20 protein-coding genes are annotated in these 19,250 nt (G+C 68.9%); 7 read left to right on the top strand and 13 right to left on the bottom strand.

What is annotated here, in order from left to right; translation table 11 throughout:
- Positions 1-18: 18 nt before the first annotated feature.
- From KV203_RS09155 to KV203_RS09140, 4 genes are all read right to left on the bottom strand, one after another.
- Positions 19-1,200 (bottom strand): metallophosphoesterase, encoded by a 1,182-nt coding sequence (locus tag KV203_RS09155; protein ID WP_157079712.1) that lies wholly within the window; start codon positions 1,198-1,200, stop codon positions 19-21.
- A gap of 43 nt (positions 1,201-1,243) precedes the next feature.
- A complete protein-coding gene (locus KV203_RS09150) occupies positions 1,244-1,537 on the bottom strand; it encodes a hypothetical protein (RefSeq protein WP_157079711.1) in 294 nt (97 codons plus the stop codon).
- A 54-nt stretch (positions 1,538-1,591) separates the two neighbouring features.
- Positions 1,592-2,932 carry a replication-associated recombination protein A gene (locus KV203_RS09145; protein ID WP_246600939.1) on the bottom strand — a complete coding sequence of 447 codons (1,341 nt, stop codon included), beginning with the start codon at positions 2,930-2,932 and terminating at the stop codon, positions 1,592-1,594.
- A gap of 98 nt (positions 2,933-3,030) precedes the next feature.
- Complete coding sequence (locus KV203_RS09140) at positions 3,031-4,194, bottom strand: phosphotransferase family protein (RefSeq protein ID WP_066468144.1); 1,164 nt, start codon at positions 4,192-4,194, stop codon at positions 3,031-3,033.
- 172 nt (positions 4,195-4,366) lie between these two features.
- On the opposite strand from KV203_RS09140, the gene KV203_RS09135 reads away from it, so the two are divergent.
- Entirely contained in the window at positions 4,367-4,822 is a 456-nt protein-coding gene (locus tag KV203_RS09135; RefSeq protein WP_157079710.1) for a hypothetical protein, read from the top strand.
- A 3-nt stretch (positions 4,823-4,825) separates the two neighbouring features.
- On the opposite strand, the gene aspS is transcribed toward KV203_RS09135, so the two are convergent.
- Positions 4,826-6,613 (bottom strand): aspartate--tRNA ligase, encoded by a 1,788-nt coding sequence (gene aspS / locus KV203_RS09130; protein ID WP_066468140.1) that lies wholly within the window; start codon positions 6,611-6,613, stop codon positions 4,826-4,828.
- A gap of 252 nt (positions 6,614-6,865) precedes the next feature.
- Here aspS and ypfJ point away from each other — a divergent pair, with 252 nt between their 5' ends.
- The gene (ypfJ, locus tag KV203_RS09125) at positions 6,866-7,777 is read left to right on the top strand and encodes a KPN_02809 family neutral zinc metallopeptidase (RefSeq protein WP_066468139.1); all 912 of its coding nucleotides are present in this window, start codon (positions 6,866-6,868) and stop codon (positions 7,775-7,777) included.
- A gap of 44 nt (positions 7,778-7,821) precedes the next feature.
- On the opposite strand, the gene KV203_RS09120 is transcribed toward ypfJ, so the two are convergent.
- From KV203_RS09120 to KV203_RS09095, 6 genes are all read right to left on the bottom strand, one after another.
- Positions 7,822-8,517 (bottom strand): serine hydrolase, encoded by a 696-nt coding sequence (locus KV203_RS09120; protein ID WP_066468138.1) that lies wholly within the window; start codon positions 8,515-8,517, stop codon positions 7,822-7,824.
- 116 nt (positions 8,518-8,633) lie between these two features.
- The gene (locus KV203_RS09115; protein ID WP_066468137.1) at positions 8,634-9,434 is read right to left on the bottom strand and encodes a putative protein N(5)-glutamine methyltransferase; all 801 of its coding nucleotides are present in this window, start codon (positions 9,432-9,434) and stop codon (positions 8,634-8,636) included.
- Positions 9,431-10,447, bottom strand: coding sequence for an Rv2578c family radical SAM protein (locus tag KV203_RS09110; RefSeq protein ID WP_066468131.1), 1,017 nt, complete (start codon positions 10,445-10,447; stop codon positions 9,431-9,433). Before KV203_RS09110 ends, KV203_RS09115 begins: the two co-directional genes overlap by 4 nt.
- A 93-nt stretch (positions 10,448-10,540) precedes the next feature.
- Complete coding sequence (locus tag KV203_RS09105; RefSeq protein WP_066468130.1) at positions 10,541-10,948, bottom strand: Hsp20/alpha crystallin family protein; 408 nt, start codon at positions 10,946-10,948, stop codon at positions 10,541-10,543.
- Between the two features lie 90 nt (positions 10,949-11,038).
- Entirely contained in the window at positions 11,039-12,007 is a 969-nt protein-coding gene (locus tag KV203_RS09100) for an NAD-dependent epimerase/dehydratase family protein (RefSeq protein ID WP_066468129.1), read from the bottom strand.
- Positions 12,008-12,048: 41 nt separating this feature from the next.
- Positions 12,049-12,897: a nuclear transport factor 2 family protein gene (locus tag KV203_RS09095; RefSeq protein ID WP_066468128.1), complete on the bottom strand. Its 849-nt coding sequence runs from the start codon at positions 12,895-12,897 to the stop codon at positions 12,049-12,051.
- 46 nt (positions 12,898-12,943) lie between these two features.
- Here KV203_RS09095 and KV203_RS09090 point away from each other — a divergent pair, with 46 nt between their 5' ends.
- The 3 genes from KV203_RS09090 (at position 12,944) to KV203_RS09080 (ending at position 15,402) form a co-directional block, all read left to right on the top strand.
- Positions 12,944-13,873: a DUF5995 family protein gene (locus KV203_RS09090; protein WP_246600811.1), complete on the top strand. Its 930-nt coding sequence runs from the start codon at positions 12,944-12,946 to the stop codon at positions 13,871-13,873.
- 81 nt (positions 13,874-13,954) lie between these two features.
- Complete coding sequence (locus tag KV203_RS09085; RefSeq protein WP_066468119.1) at positions 13,955-14,278, top strand: hypothetical protein; 324 nt, start codon at positions 13,955-13,957, stop codon at positions 14,276-14,278.
- The gene (locus KV203_RS09080) at positions 14,275-15,402 is read left to right on the top strand and encodes a hypothetical protein (RefSeq protein ID WP_066468117.1); all 1,128 of its coding nucleotides are present in this window, start codon (positions 14,275-14,277) and stop codon (positions 15,400-15,402) included. Before KV203_RS09085 ends, KV203_RS09080 begins: the two co-directional genes overlap by 4 nt.
- 30 nt (positions 15,403-15,432) lie before the next feature.
- Here KV203_RS09080 and KV203_RS09075 read toward each other — a convergent pair whose 3' ends face one another.
- Both KV203_RS09075 and hisS read right to left on the bottom strand, forming a co-directional pair.
- Positions 15,433-16,095: a hypothetical protein gene (locus KV203_RS09075; RefSeq protein WP_066468304.1), complete on the bottom strand. Its 663-nt coding sequence runs from the start codon at positions 16,093-16,095 to the stop codon at positions 15,433-15,435.
- Positions 16,079-17,374 carry a histidine--tRNA ligase gene (hisS, locus tag KV203_RS09070; protein WP_066468115.1) on the bottom strand — a complete coding sequence of 432 codons (1,296 nt, stop codon included), beginning with the start codon at positions 17,372-17,374 and terminating at the stop codon, positions 16,079-16,081. The genes KV203_RS09075 and hisS overlap by 17 nt, the downstream gene beginning before the upstream one ends.
- A gap of 81 nt (positions 17,375-17,455) precedes the next feature.
- On the opposite strand from hisS, the gene KV203_RS09065 reads away from it, so the two are divergent.
- Positions 17,456-18,331 carry a peptidylprolyl isomerase gene (locus KV203_RS09065; protein WP_066468113.1) on the top strand — a complete coding sequence of 292 codons (876 nt, stop codon included), beginning with the start codon at positions 17,456-17,458 and terminating at the stop codon, positions 18,329-18,331.
- Between the two features lie 200 nt (positions 18,332-18,531).
- The gene (locus KV203_RS09060; RefSeq protein ID WP_066468111.1) at positions 18,532-19,221 is read left to right on the top strand and encodes a hypothetical protein; all 690 of its coding nucleotides are present in this window, start codon (positions 18,532-18,534) and stop codon (positions 19,219-19,221) included.
- Positions 19,222-19,250: the final 29 nt, after the last annotated feature.

Here is a 19,250-nt window from a genome sequence, read left to right as displayed (position 1 = left end):
CACGTCGGTCGGCGGTTGCTACGGCCGGCGCAAGGTGAGCAACGTGATCTCGCTGGGCGCGAAGATCCGGAACGGTGGTCCCCAGAATCCGGTACCACGGCTGGTGTAGAGCTGGGTTCGTGGGCCGTGCCGGCTCAGGCCGTGTACGACCGGTTGGTCGAGCCGGACCAGGAAGTTGAACGGCCAGATCTGGCCGCCGTGGGTGTGGCCGGAAACCTGCAGGTCGATGCCTATTGCGGCGGCCGCGACGACCTGCTTCGGCTGGTGGGCCAGGAGAAGTACCGGCAGATCCCGATGCGAGCCGGCAAGGGCCGTGGCCAAGCTCGCCCCGTGTCCGGGCACGCCACTGCCGGCAGCGGTGGCGTCGTCGATCCCGGCGATCACCAGCCCGTCGACCCCCCGCCGGACGAGCAGATGCCGATTGTGCAGCGGCGTCCAGCCGATCTCGGCCATGTAGTCGAGCCAGTCCTGGGCATCGGAAAAGTATTCGTGATTGCCGGTTACGTACACCCGAGCCAACCGTGCCCGGACGTCGGCCAGCGGCGCCGCCTGCGGCTGCCGCCGGCCGACCGCGCCGTCGGCGATGTCACCGAGATGGCAGACGATGTCGGCGTCCAGCTGATTCAGCTTCGCCACCACGCCGGCCGACCAGCGGGCCCGGTTGATCGGCCCGAAATGGGTGTCGGTGATCAGCGCGACCTGCAGACCGTCCAGCCGCCGGCCGAGCCGATCCAGAACAACATCGCGCCGGACCACCTGCGGCACCCGCATCGCCGCCACGAAACCCCAGCCCAGCAGCAGCGCCGAGACAGCGACCACGACGCTCGCGACGACTCGCGCGCGGATCGGGTTGTCGATCCCGATCAGCAGCATCGCGAGACCCAGCAGCTGACCGAGTACCGACCAGACGAACAACACCCACAGCACGCCGAGCACCGTCGTCCCGAGGGCCATGAGGCGATCGGAGCGGCGCCCGAGCCCGGAAAACAGGGCAATCGGAGCGGCGGCCGCAGCCGCGAAGATCAGGCCGCCGACGACAACCACCGCTCGCGGCCAGTCGGCGCCGGCGGCTAAGAGTGTCCATCCCGGCAGGCCCGCCAACAGCAGGAGGATCGTGCCGACGACCAGACCACGCCGCACCAGGGCGCCGATACTCGACCGCGCGGGCGCAGCGTCCGGCACGGTCTCGGAACCGGTCACTGCACCGACTCTACCGGCCCGGTGCGCCGAGCCCTGCGCACAGTCAGCGAGGCTGCAGCAAATCTGCAGTGAAGTCCAGAATCGGACCGCCAACCGCGGCACCGATCGACCCCACGAACTCGGCGCTCTGCGGCGTGAACAGTGCCCCGGAGATGTTGGCAATCGTCTGGGCCAGGAGATATGGATCGACTTCGAGAACCGGAACCCGATACTCGGCTACCGGGTCCGCGGCGGCGAGCGGTGCCGAAACCGTGACCGCCGGAACGATGAGCGCAGCCGATAGCAATCCTGCAGCAACAAGTTTCCGCACAATGAATCCTTCAGCAGTGGTCGACACGGTCGCTGCTGTCGATGGTAGCTACGGCTCCCCGCGGGCGCAGGTGGTTGCCGCTCAGTCCGCGCGCTGGCGCAGGATTCGGCGGAGTTTGGCCACCCGGTTACCGATCTCGCGTTCATTGCCACGTTCGGTCGGCGCGTAGTAGTCGGTGCCGACCAGTTCGTCCGGTGGGTACTGCTGGGATACCAGACCGTCCGGGTCGTCGTGCGGGTAGCGATAGCCGACCGCATTCCCCAGCCGAGCCGCACCGGAATAGTGGCCGTCGCGCAGATGCGGCGGCACCTGGCCGGCCTTCCCCGCGCCGATATCCGCCGTCGCGGCACCGATCGCCGTCACCACTGCATTCGACTTCGGCGCGGTTGCCAGGTGGATCGTGGCCTGGGTCAAGGCAAGCCGAGCCTCGGGAAGACCGATCAGCTGTACCGCCTGCGCCGCCGCCGTGGCGATCAGGAGCGCGCTCGGATCAGCCATCCCGACGTCCTCGCTGGCGTGGACCACGAGCCGCCGGGCGATGAACCGCGGGTCCTCTCCGGCAGCCAGCATCCGGGCCAGGTAATGCACCGCAGCGTCCACGTCGGAGCCCCGGATCGACTTGATGAACGCGCTGATCACGTCGTAGTGCTGGTCGCCCGCACGGTCGTAACGCACCGCCGCCCGGTCGACGCTCGCCTCGACCAGCGCCAGGCTGATCTCGGGGTCGGGCGCGGCGTCGGCTGCGGCTTCCAGCGCAGTGAGGGCACGCCGGGCATCGCCGGCGGCGATGGCCACCAGATGGGTCGCGGCATCCTCGGTGAGTGTCCGACTGCCGGCCAGGCCGCGCGGGTCGGTCAGAGCGCGATCGAGCACCGTGCGGATGTCGTCGTCGGTCAACGGCCGTAGCTGCAGCACCAGTGAGCGGGACAACAGCGGTGACACCACCGAAAACGACGGGTTTTCGGTGGTAGCGCCGACCAGCAGCACGATCCGGTTCTCCACCGCAGCCAGCAGGGCATCCTGCTGGGTCTTGGAGAACCGGTGGATCTCGTCGATGAACAGTACGGTCTGCTGTCCCGCGCCGCCGCCCGCTGCAGCGAGGCGGCGACGAGCCAGATCGATCACCGCTCGCACTTCTTTGACTCCGGCCGACAACGCCGACAATGCCTCGAACCGGCGCCCGGTCGCCTGGGACAGCAGCGAGGCCAACGTCGTCTTGCCGGTGCCGGGCGGGCCGTAGAGCAACACCGAGGCCGCACCCGAGCCCTCGACCATTCGGCGCAGGGGTGAACCGGGCCCGAGCAGGTGGTCCTGTCCGACCACCTCGGACAACGTGGCCGGCCGCATGCGCACCGCGAGCGGCGACCCGGTAGCCGGCTGAAACTCGGTCGCCGTCGGGACGTCCTCGAATACCTCGAACAAACCGTCGGTCACCCGGTCGAACCTACCGACCGGGTACGACACACGTCGATCGCCGGCTATGTGCTGTACCGCGCCCGCTCACCGAATCCGATGCCGGCTCACAGAATCGTGAATGCCTCGACCACCGACAACGCGAACGCAGCCAGGGACACCGCTCCGGTTCGGGACGCTTCGGTCGCCAAGGTCGACCAGCGCTCGACCATCGCCGTCGACCGGGGTATCGACAGCGAATGCCCGCGGACATCCGCGACCTGCTCGTCGTCGGCCGATAACAGCCAATGGGTGGACAGCCAGACCCAGGCCAGTCGGGCCTGGAGGACCTTGACGGCGAGCAGGTGGTCGTCGGCCAGCTCGGGCCACGCACCGACCACCTCTGCGCGCCAGGCCTCGATCATCGCCTGCGCCCGGTCGGTTCCGAGCCGGTGGTCGCACAGGCATCGGGGATAGGGAACGAACGCATAACTCAGGTCGAGCATGGCGTCCCGGTAACCACCCCACTCGTAGTCGAGGAAGCGGACCCCGTCGTCGTTGACGATCACGTTCTCCGGGCACAGATCGAACGGGCTGAACGCGCGGAACCGACCACCGTCGAACAGGTGCATCGCCGTGCCGACCGCATCGGTCACCGAGTCGGGCACGCTCACCCCCAACGTTCGGTGCAAGGCGCCGGGCAGTTCGGCAAGGGCAAGCTGAGCTTGCTGTGCAAGGTCACCGATCCGGTGCCGCGCACCCACTCGGCGCAACAACGCGGCGAAATCGGCCTCACGACCGACCGTAGCCGCATGTAGTCGGCCCAGCGCTTGCGCGTATGCCATCAGCAGATTCGCCACCACGCGTTCGTCGGAGGTACGCAGCAGCCGGGACAGTCGGTCCTGCTCGCCCAGATCGGTGAGGATGAGCAGCCGAGATTCGACGTCGTGCGCGAGCAAGTCCGGGCCGGGCCGCTGCGCTTTCGGTAATGCGTTGGCGAACAGGTACGACGCCGTCTCGCGCAGAAAAGCCGACTCGGCAGATGCGCGCAGAAAAGCCGACCGGGCAGGCGTGTCACGCGGATCCGGCATCGTGTCGGAAACCTGTTTCACGATGACCGTGCGGGGCAGCGCGAACGCCCCATCCATCACCCGGACCCGAAGCACGGTGGTCCGGCCGACGCCCAGCTCGACCGGGTCGGTGAGGCCGACCGGCGCGCCGAGGCGTCGGGTGAGTAGATCCTGCGCTCCGGACACGGCTTCGGCGGCACGTCCGGCCAATACTGCGGTCATCGGCTACCACCGTACTCGGACCGCTGGACGGTGATCTGTCCTGATCGATGCCGAACCAACACCGATACCGATGTCTTGACAACTGCAACAGGGTCAGGTTCGCTCGACTGAAACCGAGCTTGTCGGCGGTTTGCTCCGAGCTCGATCAGGGGTTCGATCAGGAGGCTGGGGAATGACCCATGAAGTCGGGGGGAACCCACGCGAAGACGTCGGTCCCGAACTCGGTGGCCGCCACGAGCGAGCAACGCCGCCGGGCGATCCGCCGCATTCCCCGACGCCGCCACCCTCGACCTCCGTTCCCACACCGGGCCGGCGCCGCGCCCGCCATCAGTTGCCGACGAGCGGATATGCGCCGATCGGCGGAGCAGGCGGTGGTCAGTACGGCGTACCGGTCGAGCCACCCACGCCGGTCGGCCTGCCGGTCGTGGTCCCGGACGTCGAGGGCGAGCCGCCCCCACCACCCGCGCCCCGGCGGCTGTCCGATCAGAGCACGGATAAGACCACGGACGACGACCTCCGGATCGAACAGCCGGACCGGCCGAGCCGAGTCGCCGCCGGAATCGGTGCGGCACTGCTGATCGGGCTGCTGCTGTCGGTGTTGGTGCTCGTCTGGTCACCCTGGTCCTGACCGTCACCGCGCCGCCTCCTCGGCCGGCTCGGCGCGCACGATCACGTCGATCCCCGACTCCTTCCGCTGCTGCGCCGTGATCGGTGCCGGGGCGCCGGTGAGCGGGTCTTGCCCGCCACCCGACTTGGGGAACGCGATCACGTCGCGGATCGAATCCTCCCCCGCCAACAGCGCGGTGATCCGGTCCCAGCCGAACGCGATCCCGCCGTGCGGTGGCGCTCCGTAGGAGAACGCGTCCAGCAGGAAACCGAACTTCTCCTGCGCCTCGGCCGGCCCGATGCCGAGCACGCCGAACACCTGTTCCTGTACGTCACGACGATGGATCCGGATACTGCCGCCGCCAATTTCGTTACCGTTGCAAACAATATCGTAGGCGTAGGCCAGCGCCGCGCCCGGGTCGGTCGCCAACAACGGCAGCGACTCGGGTTTGGGTGAGGTGAACGCGTGATGCACTGCAGTCCACGCCGAGTGCCCGACCGCGACGTCGCCACCGGCCAGCGCGTCGACGACCGGTTCGAACAACGGCGCGTCGACGATCCAGACGAAGGCCCAGGTGTCCGGATCGATCAGGTCCAGCCGTCGGGCGATCTCGCCCCGCGCAGCACCGAGCAGGGCGCGCTGGGGCTTTGCCGCGCCGGCGGCGAAGAAGATGCAATCACCCGGCTGAGCGCCGACATGGGCGGCGAGCCCGGCCCGTTCGACATCCGACAGGTTCTTCGCCACCGGGCCGCCGAGCGTTCCGTCGGCACCGATCAACACGTACGCCAGCCCCTTGGCCCCACGCTGGCGGGCCCATTCCTGCCACGCATCGAGTTGGCGACGGGGCTGGCTCGCTCCCCCGGGCATCACCACCGCGCCGACGTACGGCGCGTCGAATACCCGGAACGGGGTGTCGGCGAAGAATTCCGTGCACTCCACAAGCTCGATCCCGAACCGCAGGTCCGGCTTGTCCGAGCCGAAGCGCCGCATCGCCTCGGCGTAGGTCAGGTGCGGGATCGGGGTAGCCAGCTGGTAGCCGATCAACTGCCAGAGCGCGACCAGAACCGCCTCGGCCAGTTCGATCACGTCAGCTTGGTCGACGAAGCTCATCTCGACGTCGAGCTGGGTGAACTCCGGCTGTCGGTCCGCCCGAAAATCTTCGTCTCGATAACAACGGGCAATCTGGTAGTACCGCTCGACCCCGGCCACCATCAGCAACTGTTTGAACAGCTGCGGACTCTGCGGCAACGCGTAGAAACTGCCCGGCTGCAGCCGGGCAGGCACCACGAAGTCGCGTGCACCCTCCGGCGTGGACCGGGTCATCGTCGGCGTCTCCACCTCGGTGAAACCGCGGGCGGCCAACACATCCCGAGCGGCGGCATTGACCGCCGAACGCAGCCGCAGTGCCCGCGCGGGTCCGGCCCGACGCAGATCGAGGTAACGATAGGTCAGCCGCGCCTCCTCCCCCGGCTGCTCGTCCAGCTGGAAGGGCAAGGGCGCGCTCTCGTTGAGCACGGTCAAGACCGCGGCATCCACTTCGATCTCGCCGGTCGGGATATCCGGATTCTCGTTACCCGCCGGACGATCGTCCACGGTCCCGGTCACCTGGACGCAGTACTCGGCGCGTAGCCGGTGCGCCGGCTCGGCGACGTCCGCCGCGCGGAACACCACCTGCACAACCCCCGAGGCGTCCCGCAGATCGATGAAGATCACGCCGCCGTGGTCGCGTCGCCGAGCCACCCAACCGGCCAGGGTGACGGTTTGTCCGGCCTGCTCGCGACGCAGCGTGCCGGCCTCGTGAGTGCGTAGCAACTCGGGAATCCTCTCGGGTGACGGGTGAACGTGGCGATCCTACGGAGCAGCCGGCAGCGGCCGACAACCCGATTTGACCGAGCGATTTCGAACCGGCGACATCGCCAGCACCAGCGCGGTGGTTGACAGAAGATACGGGCGCCCCCGGCTCGAGCATGGAAAGCTGTAGGGGTCGGGCCGTCGCGGGCGGCACGCCGACCTGGGCCGTCGCCGGACGAGGCCGGGCGGGACGCGACGAGAAAGCGTGGACGGATGACCTTCAACGACGATACCCAGATCGACGCCGGGCGGGTCTCGGTCGGCGGCGGCGGCATGGGTGGCCGGATCGCGGTCGGCGGCGGACTGGGCGGATTGATCCTGTTGGTGATCACTCTGCTGCTCGGCGGCGATCCCGGCAGTGTGCTCGGTGGCGTGACCGGACAGGACGACTCGGCCGGCAGCTCGACCTCGCTGCAGGGCTGCACGACGGGAGCGGACGCGAACCGCGATGTCAACTGTCGAGTGGCCGCCACCGCCAACAGCCTGGACGCCGTGTGGGGGCAACAACTCCAGCGGCAGACCGGAGTGCGGTATGTCCCGCCCGGGGTCAAGCTCTTCTCCGGCAGCGTCGCCACCGCGTGCGGCAACGCCACCAGCGACGTCGGACCGTTCTATTGCCCGGTCGACCGCACCGCCTACTTCGATACCAGCTTCTTCCAGATCCTGGTGGATCGGTTCGGCTCCAGCGGTGGCCCGTTGGCCCAGGAATACGTCGTAGCGCATGAGGTCGGGCACCACATCTCCAACCAGCTCGGCACCCTCGGCGCAGCTCAGCAGGACCCGCAGGGCGCCGCCGGCGGCGGCGTTCGCACCGAGTTGCAGGCGGACTGTTTCGCCGGCGTCTGGGCACACTGGGCGGACAGCACGCCGGGCCCGAACGGCGGCCAACCGTTCCTGCAGAAACTCACCGACAGGGACATCCGGGACGCACTGTCGGCGGCCCAAGCGGTCGGCGACGATCGGATTCAGCGTTCGGCCGGACAGCGGGTCAACCCGGAAACCTGGACCCACGGCTCGTCCGAGGAACGACAGAAATGGTTCCTGGCCGGCTACCAGACCGGGCTGGTCAAAGCCTGCGACACGTTCTCCGCCCGAGACCTGAACAACCCGCAGATCCCGCGGTAACCCCGTTCGGCGGCCGCCGTGGATCATCAGCGGTCCACGGTGAGCTATCCGCCTAGTCCGGCCAGGTCTGCATTCTCCGCGTCGGCGTCCCCCGCAGTGAACGCGGCTACCGCAAAGCGATCCCCGTACGAGGCGGACGCCACTTCGGAGACCCTGTCGTCGGACCAGCCCCACTTGGTGCCGATCACCCCAGGCAGATGTGCCGTGCCCCAGTTCTGTTCGGTTCCGTCCGCGGCCACCGGCTGGGCATCCCGCATCCAGCCGAGCATCGGCGACGCCGCGTCGGCCCGCAGTTTCGCCGCCAGGAAACCGGCCGCGTCGCGCGCACTGGTCACCGACGTCCCCCAGAACGATCCGCGCGCGGTCGCCGAGAGTCGATACTCGCCGGCAACCTCGTCGATCGCCTCCGGATAGATCGCGTCGAGCTGATCCGCGGCCGCATCGTCGGAAAGCTCGATCGCTCGCTGCGCGAGATCCCGCTCCCCCGGCGCGCCGCCGCCATGCCGGAGTACGTAGTCGACGAGATACAACTTCGCGATCGACAGTGCCGCACGCTGGTCGGCAGCATTCGATGTCACCGAGACGTTCCCCGAGTCCAGTGAAATCATCGCGAACGCGGTTCGCGGATCGGCCGCGGCCAGCCGCAACGCGCCCGGATTCGCCGCAGCCCCGGTCGTGGTGGTACCGGCCAGTGTGGACAGCAATCCGATCGCCGCGGTGGCGAAGAGGGTGATGCGCATTACCGATCTCCGTCGTGCCGTCGATCGCCCGCCCGGCACGATCGTTGTCGGCATCTTTGCACTCCTGCGTTACTCTTCGCCACGCGGCTCTCGGTCGCACAGTCGCCTTTTCCCGATTACTGCGGGACAACTGCCCGACTTCCTGCGACAACGGTGGCCCCGAGCTCCTCGGCGCACTCGACCCGGCCGGCCAGCCCGGCCTGGCGCAACACCGCCAGTGCCGGCTCGATCTGCGGTACCGCGACTTCGAACAGGACGCTGCCACCCGGCACAAGCCACGCCGGCGCAGCGGCGGCGACCCGCCGGACGAGATCGAGACCGTCCGCGCCGCCGTCCAGGCTCACCCGCGGCTCGTGCTCGCGCGCCTCGGCCGGCAGCATGCCGATCTCGTCCGTCGGAACGTACGGCACATTGGCAAGCACAATGCCGACCCGCTCGCGCAACTCGACGGGAATCGGATCGAACAGATCACCACGGTATGCAGTGCCGCGGCCGCCGAGGTTGATCCGCGCACACTCGACCGCCGCCGGGTCGATATCCACCGCATGCAATTCGTGCAGATCGGACCGCGATGCAACCAACGCCAGGCCGAGTGCGCCGGTACCGCAACACAGGTCGACCACGATCGCCCCCGGGCCCACCGACTCGGCAGCAACTGCGACGAGGAACTGAGTACGCCGCCGGGGCACGAACACCCCCGGCCGGACCACGAGCGACATACCCGCGAACTCGACCCACCCGACCACCTGCTCCAGCGGCACCCCGGCGACCCGCCGCGCGGTCAGCACGGCCAGTTCGTCCGGATCCCGAGCAGCTGCGCGCAGTATTCGAGCCTCGTCCTCGGCGAATACGCATCCGGCGGCACGCAACCGAGACACCAGCCGGTCCGGCTCGAGGTAACCGCCGGCCCCGCTCATCCGAACAGCTCCAGCTGGGATTCGGCCGGTGCGACCGGCGGCGGTGGTGGTGGCTGCGGACGGCCGGCCGGCCGGCCGAGGCCGTACTCGGCGATCATCGGATCAAGCCGGTCGCGCAACCAGGCCCCGTACTCGGGTGCGGCGTACGCCCCGTGACCGTAGAGCTTGCGATACTTGCCCAGCAGCGCGGGGTGGTGCTCACCCAGCCACGACAGGAACCAGCCACGTGTGCTGCCGCGCAAGTGCATCGGAAATGCGGTGACACTGGTCGCGCCGGCCTCGGCGATCGCCGCCAGCAAGCCGGTGAGGTGCGCCCGACCGTCGGTGAGATAGGGGATCACCGGCGCCACCATCACGTCGACCGCGAAACCGGCGGCGACAATCGCACGAATCAACTCCAACCGAGCCCGGGGCGACGGCGTTCCCGGCTCCAGCGCAGCGTGCAGCTCGGCATCGAACACCGCCAGCGAGACGCCGATCCGGACGTCGACCCGACCTGCAGCCAACGTAAGCAGCGGCAGATCGCGCCGCAGCAACGAACCCTTGGTCAAGATCGAGAAGGGGGTGTTCGCGTCGGTCAGCGCCCGGATGATCCCCGGCATCAGCCGGTAGCGCCCTTCGGCCCGCTGATAGGGATCGGTGTTGGTGCCGAGCGCCACCGGCTCGCCGCGCCACGAGCGGCGAGCCAGCTCTCGTCGCAGCACCGCCGCAACGTTGGTCTTCACGACGATCTGGCTGTCGAAATCGTGCCCGGCGTCGAGTTCCAGATATTCGTGGGTGCTCCGGGCGAAACAGTATCGGCACGCGTGCGAACAGCCCCGGATCGGATTGATCGTCCAGCCGAACGGGAGTCCCGACTCCGCCGGAATCCGGTTCAGCGCGCTTTTGCAGAGCACTTCGTGGAACGTGATCCCATCGAACTCCGGCGTCTGCACGGTCTGCACCAACGCATCTCGCGCAAAACCGGGAAACGCACCGTCGTCTCCGGCTACCGTCTGCCCCTGCCACCGCACCGGGCTAGTCGAACATTTGTGCTATTCGATGTCAAGCATCTCGGCGGGCAAACGGCGGGAACCCGGCCGGTTCCCGCCGTCTCGTCGCCGGCGTCAGATCGCTTCGATCGTCACCTTGCGCGCGCCGGGCGGCGTGACCTTGGGTACCAGCACGCGGAGCACACCGTTCTCCAGCGAAGCGGTCACCTCGTCGGCGGCCACCTCACCGGGAAGCTGCGCGCGGTAGCCGAACGATCCGCTCCGCCGAGTGGTGTACCGCACCGCGCCGTCGGCCTCGGCCTCGCCCGCTTTCTCTCCGGAGATGGTCACGACGTTGCGGATGACCTCGACCGAGATCTGGTCGACGGTCATGCCGGGCACCTCGGCCAGCACGACGAATTCCTGCTCGGTCTCCGTGACCGTCACCGGGGGCGCCCATCGGGTGGCCACCGGCGCTGCGGATGCGCCGAAAGCCGCCTCGAACACGGCCGATGCACTGCTCCGGCGAACGGGATAGGTCATCATTCTCACTCCATTCGATCCAAGTTGTCGGACTGTCATGAAGTTGAGCGTGTATGACTCAAGAAATATTCCGACTCGAGCGTAGTTCGCTCAGAGCAGATGCTGCCGACGGAAATAGTCGACCAAGTCCTCGACCGTGCGCTCGATCGGCCGTGCGGTGAAGCCCAGCTCTCGGCCGGCCTTGGCGCCGTCCACCGCCGGCGCCGACGTCAGCGCCGAAAGCGTCGCCCGGGAGATCGTGTCCGACCCGAACCGGCCGAGTACCGGCTCTGCTGCGGCAACCAGCGGTGTGACCAGCGCCGACGGTAGGGCGAACCGCGGGCCACGCACTCCGGCCGCGGCCGCGGCCAGCCGGGAGACCGTCAGCATCGGCACCAGATGGCCGGAAAGCAGGTAGTTCTCGCCCGTCCGCCCTTTCTCCGCCGCCGCGATCAGGCCGGTCGCAACGTCGCGAACGTCGACCAGGTCGAAACCACCGGCAAGCATGACCGGAACCCGGCCGCGCGCCGCGCCGCACAGGCCGGCATTGATCCGCGACAACGGACGAGGATCGATCGGGCCGAAGATCCCGGTCGGATTGCAGATCACCGCGTCCAGACCGGCCTCGATCACCGCGCGCAACTCCACCTCGCCCTGCCACTTGGACCGGTCGTAGACCGGCAGCGCGGGATCCGACGACCGTCGGGAGGTCTCGTCCAATCGACCACCCGGCGTCTCCGGAACGAACGAATGCACCGATCCGCAATGCACCAGCCGACGGACGCCGGCGGCCCGCGCGGCCTCCGCGACCACGCGTACGCCCTGCGTGTTCACCCGCCAGGCCAGGTCGTTCCGCTGCGCCAAGGTGATCATGGCAACGAGGTGGTAAACCACCTCGGCGCCGGCCAACGCTGCGCGAACCGACTGCGGATCGAGCACATCGGCAACGACCCACCGCACTCCGGGCCGGGCCGGCGGCGCCACCCGATCGATCGCCACGACCTCGTCGCCCCGGGCAACGAGCTCGGCGATCAGATTGGTTCCGAGAAAACCGGCTGCACCGGTGACCGCGACCTGCATGGACCGAGAATAATGGAACCTGTTCTAGATTGGAACACGTTTCAGTCGGCAGCCCGCGGTCGTCCGGTGGCGGAGTACAGCCGGCAGCCGGTGATCCCGGTCCGCCGGGACCCGAAGGTCAGCAGCAGGACGGCCGGACCACGCGGACCGGCCAACGCCATGCTCACCGTCCGGCCGGCCACGATCATCTTCGACCAGCCGGCGCCCAGCGCGACCGCGACCACGTCCTCGATCGAGCCCGGCGTCTCACCTGTCCACAACGCGGCGTCCGGGGCAAGCATGCCCGCCGCGGCGGCCGGATCTCCGCGGCGCAAGGCCCCGGCAAAGCCGGCCGCATCGGCCTTCGCCCAGCCACCGACCCGATCGAGGCCGCGGACGAAACCGACCGCGCCGCCGACCCCCTGCCGCCCGAGCAGATTGGGGGCGAGTACCGCTGCCGCCAGCGCGCCCCGCGGCCCGGTTTCCCGGAGCTGCACCAACATCGCGGGTAGCTCCCAGTAAGCGTAGAGCCGCCGGATCGATCGTGGTTCGCCCGCGACGACGCTCAGCTCGTAGCGCAGAAACGCCGGAACCCGCAGCTCGGCGCCACCCCACATCCGAGTGTGCAAGGTGACGTCGCGAATCACCGTCGTCCCGCACACCAGATCCCGACCGACCTCGAACTCGATCTGGTTGGGTCCGACGAACGTGTCGTAGAAGCGCCCGATCTGCGTCGACCCGACGTGCGGTCGCGCCCCGACCGGGTCCGCGACCTGTGCGTCGTCGGCGAACAGCGTCAGCCAGGCCGTCCGGTCGCGCGCCGCGACCGCAGCCGGCGAGCGCTCGACGAACGCCAGCAGAGCCGCCGCGGTGGCGGCAGAGGTGGGCATATCGTGGGAATCGTCAGTCATGGCGTCACCAACCTAGCCCGAATTCGGCGCGTCGTAGGCTGCTCGCGTGCCCCGCTCCGGAAGTTCGGTCGACACCGCCCGTCGAGGGCTCACCACCCTGCTGATCACCGTGGCCACGCTGGTCGGCCCGGCCGCGGCAACGTTGCTCGACCCGACCGCCGCCGCTGCCGCGCCCACGTCGTCGGCCGCCTGCGGAACACCGCTCCGATCGGGCGAAGTCGCCGAGATCATCGCCCTGTCCGACGTCACGACGCTGTCCGGCGCCCCGCTCGACCAACTCACCGACGGGATAGCCCGCAACGACCGGATCGCCACGATCCTCGCGTCTCGACAGGACCGGCGGGGGCTGTTCGCCGTCGGCTTGGACGCCGTCGAGCAACGCGCGGTCCTCCCGCTGCAACGCAATCCGGCCGCATTTGCCGACCCGGCGTACGGCCGCGCGATCAGTCTGGATCTGCTGCGCCGCTGGCTGCACAACGTGCATCTGGAGTTCACCGGCGGAGTTCCGGAACGGCATTGGGCACACTATTTCGCGGTGGCCCGACAGTGCACCGAATCGGGCGGCTACGTCGCGATGACCGGGTACAACGCGCACCTGGTCGTCGATCTTGCCAGATCGGTCGCAGCGGTCGGTGGCCGACCGGAGAACGCCGGCGACTACTTCACGATCGTCGACGCGATCGCCACACATGGCCAGGTTGTCGTCGACGCAACCCGGGCGGCCTACGACGTCGACCTGGGCCCACTCTGGCGCTTCTACTTCGTCGGCGCCGGCCTGGACCAGCTGACCGGCACGAATGCCGCCTCGCAACAGCTGCTCCGGTTTGCCGACCTGGGCGCGAACGTGGTGATTCTCGGGAACGGAATAGCGCTCGCCGATCCGGCCACCGCCGGCGCCGCCGAGATCGAGATCGACATGCTATGGCAAACAGTCGATCTGGCCCTGCTCACGTTGTCCCGCAGCGGCGGAATCTGACCCGCAGCACCCCACCTCGGGCGGCCGTGACATGTCGGGTGGCGACGGTATAGTCGGCACAGCGACAACGGGGGGTATCGCATGAGCGCGTTGACGGCTGTGCCGGACGACATCGACGCCTACGGGCAATCTGCAGCACTGGCTGCTACCCACATCGCGGCAGCGGGTGGTGCCGATCTCGCAGCGCATCTCGCCGCGCTCGCACCGGTGTTCGGCCCGATCGGTGCCGACTTCCTGGCCAAGTTCGGGGCGGTCCAGGCCGAGCATGCGTTGTCGGTGGGGCACCTGGCCGCGCACTACGCCGCAACTGCGGCAGCGGCGCACGCGTGCGCGGCAGGCTATCGAACGACGGACACGGCAATCGGCACTGCGCTGACCGCAGTCGAGCAGGTCGGTCGGCGATGAGCGGCGCCGCTGCGCCGGGCAACACCGCGATATCGCATCCCGCGATATTGGATCTCGATGCGCTGTTCCGGCCGATCCTCGAACTCCGGGCCGTCCTCGGTACCGGGGTGATGAGCACGATGGATCCGGGTACCGCACTGCAACGCTCGGGCGGCCTCATCGAGGCCGCGGTGACGACCGGCGCGGACGCGCTGACCGCCGTGGGGGGCCACTGGTCCGGCGCCGCCGCCGAGCAGGCCCATCGGAACGGTTCCCAAGCACAGCGCGCCGGACACGAGATCGGCCGGCGGAGCAAAGATCTCGGCGCGGTCGTACAAGCGGCAGCCGGAATCGTGGCGCGGGGAAACGCCGAGCTGGCCGGCATCGTCGAGTCGTTCGCCGGGACCGCAGCCGCGGCAGCTCCGATTGCGTTGACCCCGCCGGGGCAGGCGATGCTGCTCGCCGCCGCTGCCGAGCACCTGGGACACGCCATCGCGGTGGTGAGCCGAACTCGGGCCGAGTTGGCCGGGCAGACCGCTCAGCTCGACCTGTTGGCGACGCCGATCCCGCTGCCACCGGCTCCGCAGGTACCCCAGGCGCTCGGCGTTGCGGCGCAGCTCGTCGGGAGCGTCGCCGCGCCGTTGCACACCGGCACGGCGGCCCTGCTCGATGCCGGCCGGCCGGCGCCGATCGACGGCAGCGGCGGGCCCCGACAGCCGCCCGCGGCGCCCAGCACGACCCTGCCGACCGGTGAACCAGCGCCACCGACCGCTCCCGCTGCGACGACAGCCACCGAAGGACTCGGTGCCCGATCCGCACTGCCGGATGTCGGTTCGGCGGCGACCGGCGGGGCTGGGACGATCGGCTCGTCCGGAACCGGCAGTGCGCTGACCGGTGCACCGCTACCGCCGGGGGTCGCACCCGCACCCGCCTCGACGGTTGCGGGGGCCTCGAGCAGCACCGCCGCCGCCCGCGGCGGGCTCGCGACCGCGATGGCGCCGACGGCACCGTCCCCGGCACGTGCCGGGGACGAGCGGCATACCGCCTCGTCGGTGTTCCGAAACCCGGTCGACCATAGCGAGCTCGTCGGCGATCTGGGACCGGTGGTCACGCCGGTGATCGGCGCCGGTCCCCCAGCTCGGTAGCCCAGCCCAGCGCTCGATCGATCAGCGCGCTCAGTCGATCAGCGCCGCTACCTCGGAATCGGTCAACGTCAGGTGGCCGGCTTCCGGATTGTCGCGCAACATCCGGAATGCCCGGAACAACGGCCGTTCACCGAGAGGCGCGTCGCGCGCCTCGGCCTGCAACTGCCGGAGCAACACCGAAGACACGGCGGCGCCGGCGGCCAGCTCGCTGTGCGCGAGGCCGTCGGCGAGGCCCCGCAGGGCGCGCACATCGAGCTCCCGGCCGGCACCCTCGTCGGTATACATCGCCAACGGCACGATCTGACCGCGCTGTCCGGCCCCGATCGACAGCAGCACCCGCCCGATCCTGCCCGGATGAGTGATCAGCTCGGCCCGGTCCAGCCGCGCCAAATCTATCCGGCGGGTTCGGAGAAACTGCCGAGCATGTACCTCGGTGCCGGACAGCCAGATCCGCCGACGAGCCACGACAACGGCATACCCGGCCGTCGGCCCACCGACCACCAACCCGATGAGCACCGCCACCGGCCAGGAAAGAAACAGCGCGGCGAGTCCGGCAACGGCGACTCCGACCAGCGCGGCGAGTACCGCAACCCGGCGCAGCTTCGGTGCGTAGATCGCCGGATCGACCAGATCGAGCGGGATCGGCCCGGCAGACCGTGACCCACCCGGCTCGGACTCACCGGATTCGAACATCGGCTCCACCCTCATCCAGCTTTGCACTCAACTCACCGACCACGTCGGCAAGCGGGATCGACCATTGCTCCCCGGTTTCCAAGTGTTTACAGCCGATCGTCCCCTCCGCCAAATCCCGATCGCCGAGGACCAGCGCATACCGAGCGCCCGAACGATCGGCCGCCTTCATCGCCCCCTTCACACCCCGCCCCCCGTAAGCGAGGTCGACCCGCAGCCCGGCGGCACGCAGCTGCCCGGCAATCGCCACCAATCGGGCTTTCGCGGCGTCACCCAGTGGCACTCCGAACACATCGCAGCCGCCGGGGCCGGCAAGATCCACTCCCTCGGCCGTCAACGCCAGCAACGTCCGATCCACCCCCAGTCCGAACCCGATGCCGGACAGCGACGCACCACCGAGCTGAGCCATCAAACCGTCGTAGCGGCCACCACCCCCGATACCCGACTGGGCGCCCAGTCCGTCGTGCACGAACTCGAAGGTGGTCTTGGTGTAGTAATCCAGGCCGCGGACCAACCGCGGATTCACCGTATAGGCAACCCCCAGCGCATCGAGGTGGGACAACACCTCGTCGAAATGCGCCCGGGCAGAGTCGGACAGGTGGTTTATCATCAGCGGCGCGTCCGCGACCAACGCGCGGAGCTCCGGCCGTTTGTCGTCGAGCACGCGCAACGGATTGATCCGCGCGCGTTCCCGGGTCGGCTCGTCCAACGGCAGACCGAGCAGGTATTCCTGCAGTAGTTCCCGATAATGCGGCCGGCAGGTCGCATCGCCCAACGAGGTGAGCTCGAGCCGGAAACCGGTCAGGCCGAGACCACGGAATCCGGCGTCGGCGACCGCGATCACCTCCGCGTCCAACGCCGGGTCGTCTACCCCGATCGCCTCGATCCCCACCTGCTGGAGCTGGCGATACCGGCCGGCTTGTGGCCGCTCGTACCGGAAGAACGGCCCGCTGTAGCAGAGTTTCACCGGGAGGGCGCCTCGGTCCAGCCCGTGCTCGATCACCGCGCGCATCACCCCGGCCGTGCCTTCCGGTCGCAGCGTCACGCTCCGTCCGCCTCGGTCGGCGAACGTGTACATCTCCTTGCTGACCACGTCGGTGGATTCGCCGACGCCCCGCGCGAACAGGCCGGTCTCCTCGAATACCGGTAGCTCGATATGGGCATAACCGGCACGGCGTGCGGCGGTGATCAAACCGTCGCGAACGACGACGAACCCACCCGATCCAGGGGGCACATAGTCCGGAATCCCCTTCGGTGCGGAAAAGATGGTCGGCTTCGACACAGGGACCAGTCAGCCACACCCGCCGCAGCAATGGCAAACTCTCTGACCGCCGGGGGAACGATGCAAGGAGGAACACCGCCAGTGCCATCGAACGAACAGCGCCGAGAAGCGGCGAAGCGCAAGCTCGAGCGGCAACTCGAACGGCGGGCACAGCGGGCGCAGCGACGCCGCGTGCTCACCGTCGCCGGTGCCGTTCTCGCGGTCGTCCTGGTCGGCGGGGGGATCGTCGGCGTCTATCTCTACAACCGCGACGACGACGATGCTGCCGCCGCCGACGCCACGACCAGTACCACCTCGCCCGAGCCGGACGCGCCGGCCGATCTGCCGGCGCCCAATCCGCGGCCGGCCAGCGTCACGTGCGCCTATCCGCCGACCCCGCAACAGCCGTCGGCTCGCCCGGTCACGCCGCCGCGGACCGATCCGGTGGGTACCAGCCCGGCGACGGTGAGCATGAGCATCACCACCTCACAGGGTCCGATCGGGGTGAACCTGGACAATGCGCACGCGCCGTGCACCGTGAGCAGCTTTGTCAGCCTGGCCGCCCAGGGCTACTTCGACAACACCCCGTGCCATCGACTGACCACCCAGGGCATCAAGGTGCTGCAGTGCGGCGACCCCACCGGTACCGGAACGGGCGGGCCGGGCTACCAATTCGCGAACGAGTACCCGACCGATCAAGTCGATCCCACCAGCGCCGAAGCCGGCCGCCCGGCCAATTACAAGCGGGGCCTGATCGCGATGGCCAATGCCGGACCGGGAACCAACGGCAGTCAGTTCTTCCTGGTCTACGGGGACTCGCCGCTGAAGCCGGACTACACCGTGTTCGGCACGATCGACGACACCGGGCTCGCGACTCTGGACAAGGTGGCCGCGGCCGGCCTGGCCGACGGCGACACCAGCGGGGACGGCAAGCCGGCGGCGAACGTCATCATCCAGGGCGCGCGGCTGGACAATTGAGCCGGGGATCGACCGGCGGCGCGAAGCCGGCACACCGCGCCACGAAAACAACAATCCCGAACCAAGTCGGCCGATTCGTGAGGCATCCGGCTAAGCTGGCCGGATCGAGGCCCGGCCACATCGGCGTGCGCAGTCCCTGATCCGACCGACCGTCCCTGACCCGACCGACACCGCCGACGCGGACAGATGAGGAGCGAATCTTGGCTGGCGAACTCGACGACATGGGCCGCGAAGCGGCAGCGATGACGCGCGCAATGCTCGAGATCGCCGGGCTGGTCGCGATGCGCGCCCGCGAGCGTGGTCAAAAGGAAGCCGAAGCCCGGGCCCGGGTGTTGAGCGCCCGGCAGAAACAGGTCAAGGACGCCAAGCTGCGCGAGCTGCGTGCGGTGAAGGCGATGGATCCGCGCAATGCACAGCTGGCCAAGATGATCACGCAGAACACCGCGACGATCAAGGCGCCCGGGCAGACGCTGGCGAAGACCGAAGCGGAGAAGCTCGCGCTGGGCAAGACCGTCGGTGCCGCCAAGACGCTGGGGCTGGACAAGACAACAGAGAAATCGTTGGGGTTGGAAAAGGCAGCTACTCTGGCCGCCGCCCCCGAGAAGGCCGCCGGAAAAACCATGAGCAAGACCGTCGGCGAGTCGGCAGCCAAGGCGATATCGCACGACTCGCCGGAGCGCCGCGCCGCGCTCAAGGCCGGTTTGGAGAAGGCCGGCCTCGGCAAAGAGGTCGTCAAAGGCCGCATGCTCGCCGACATCGGCCAGGCGAGGCCGGTCGCCGAGGCGATGAAGGTAGCTCCGAAGCTGGCGCTCGCCGCGGTCCCACTACCCCAGGCGCACGTGGCTCGCAAAGCCCTCGACCTCGGTCTCGGTCGCGGCCTCTATCGCTGACCCTGCGCGAGCCACCGGCTCTCCCGCTC

This window comes from Skermania piniformis, assembly GCF_019285775.1.
Lineage (GTDB): Bacteria > Actinomycetota > Actinomycetes > Mycobacteriales > Mycobacteriaceae > Skermania > Skermania pinensis.
The sequence above is the reverse complement of the archived record's forward strand: the minus strand, read 5'-3'. Positions and strand labels throughout refer to the sequence as shown.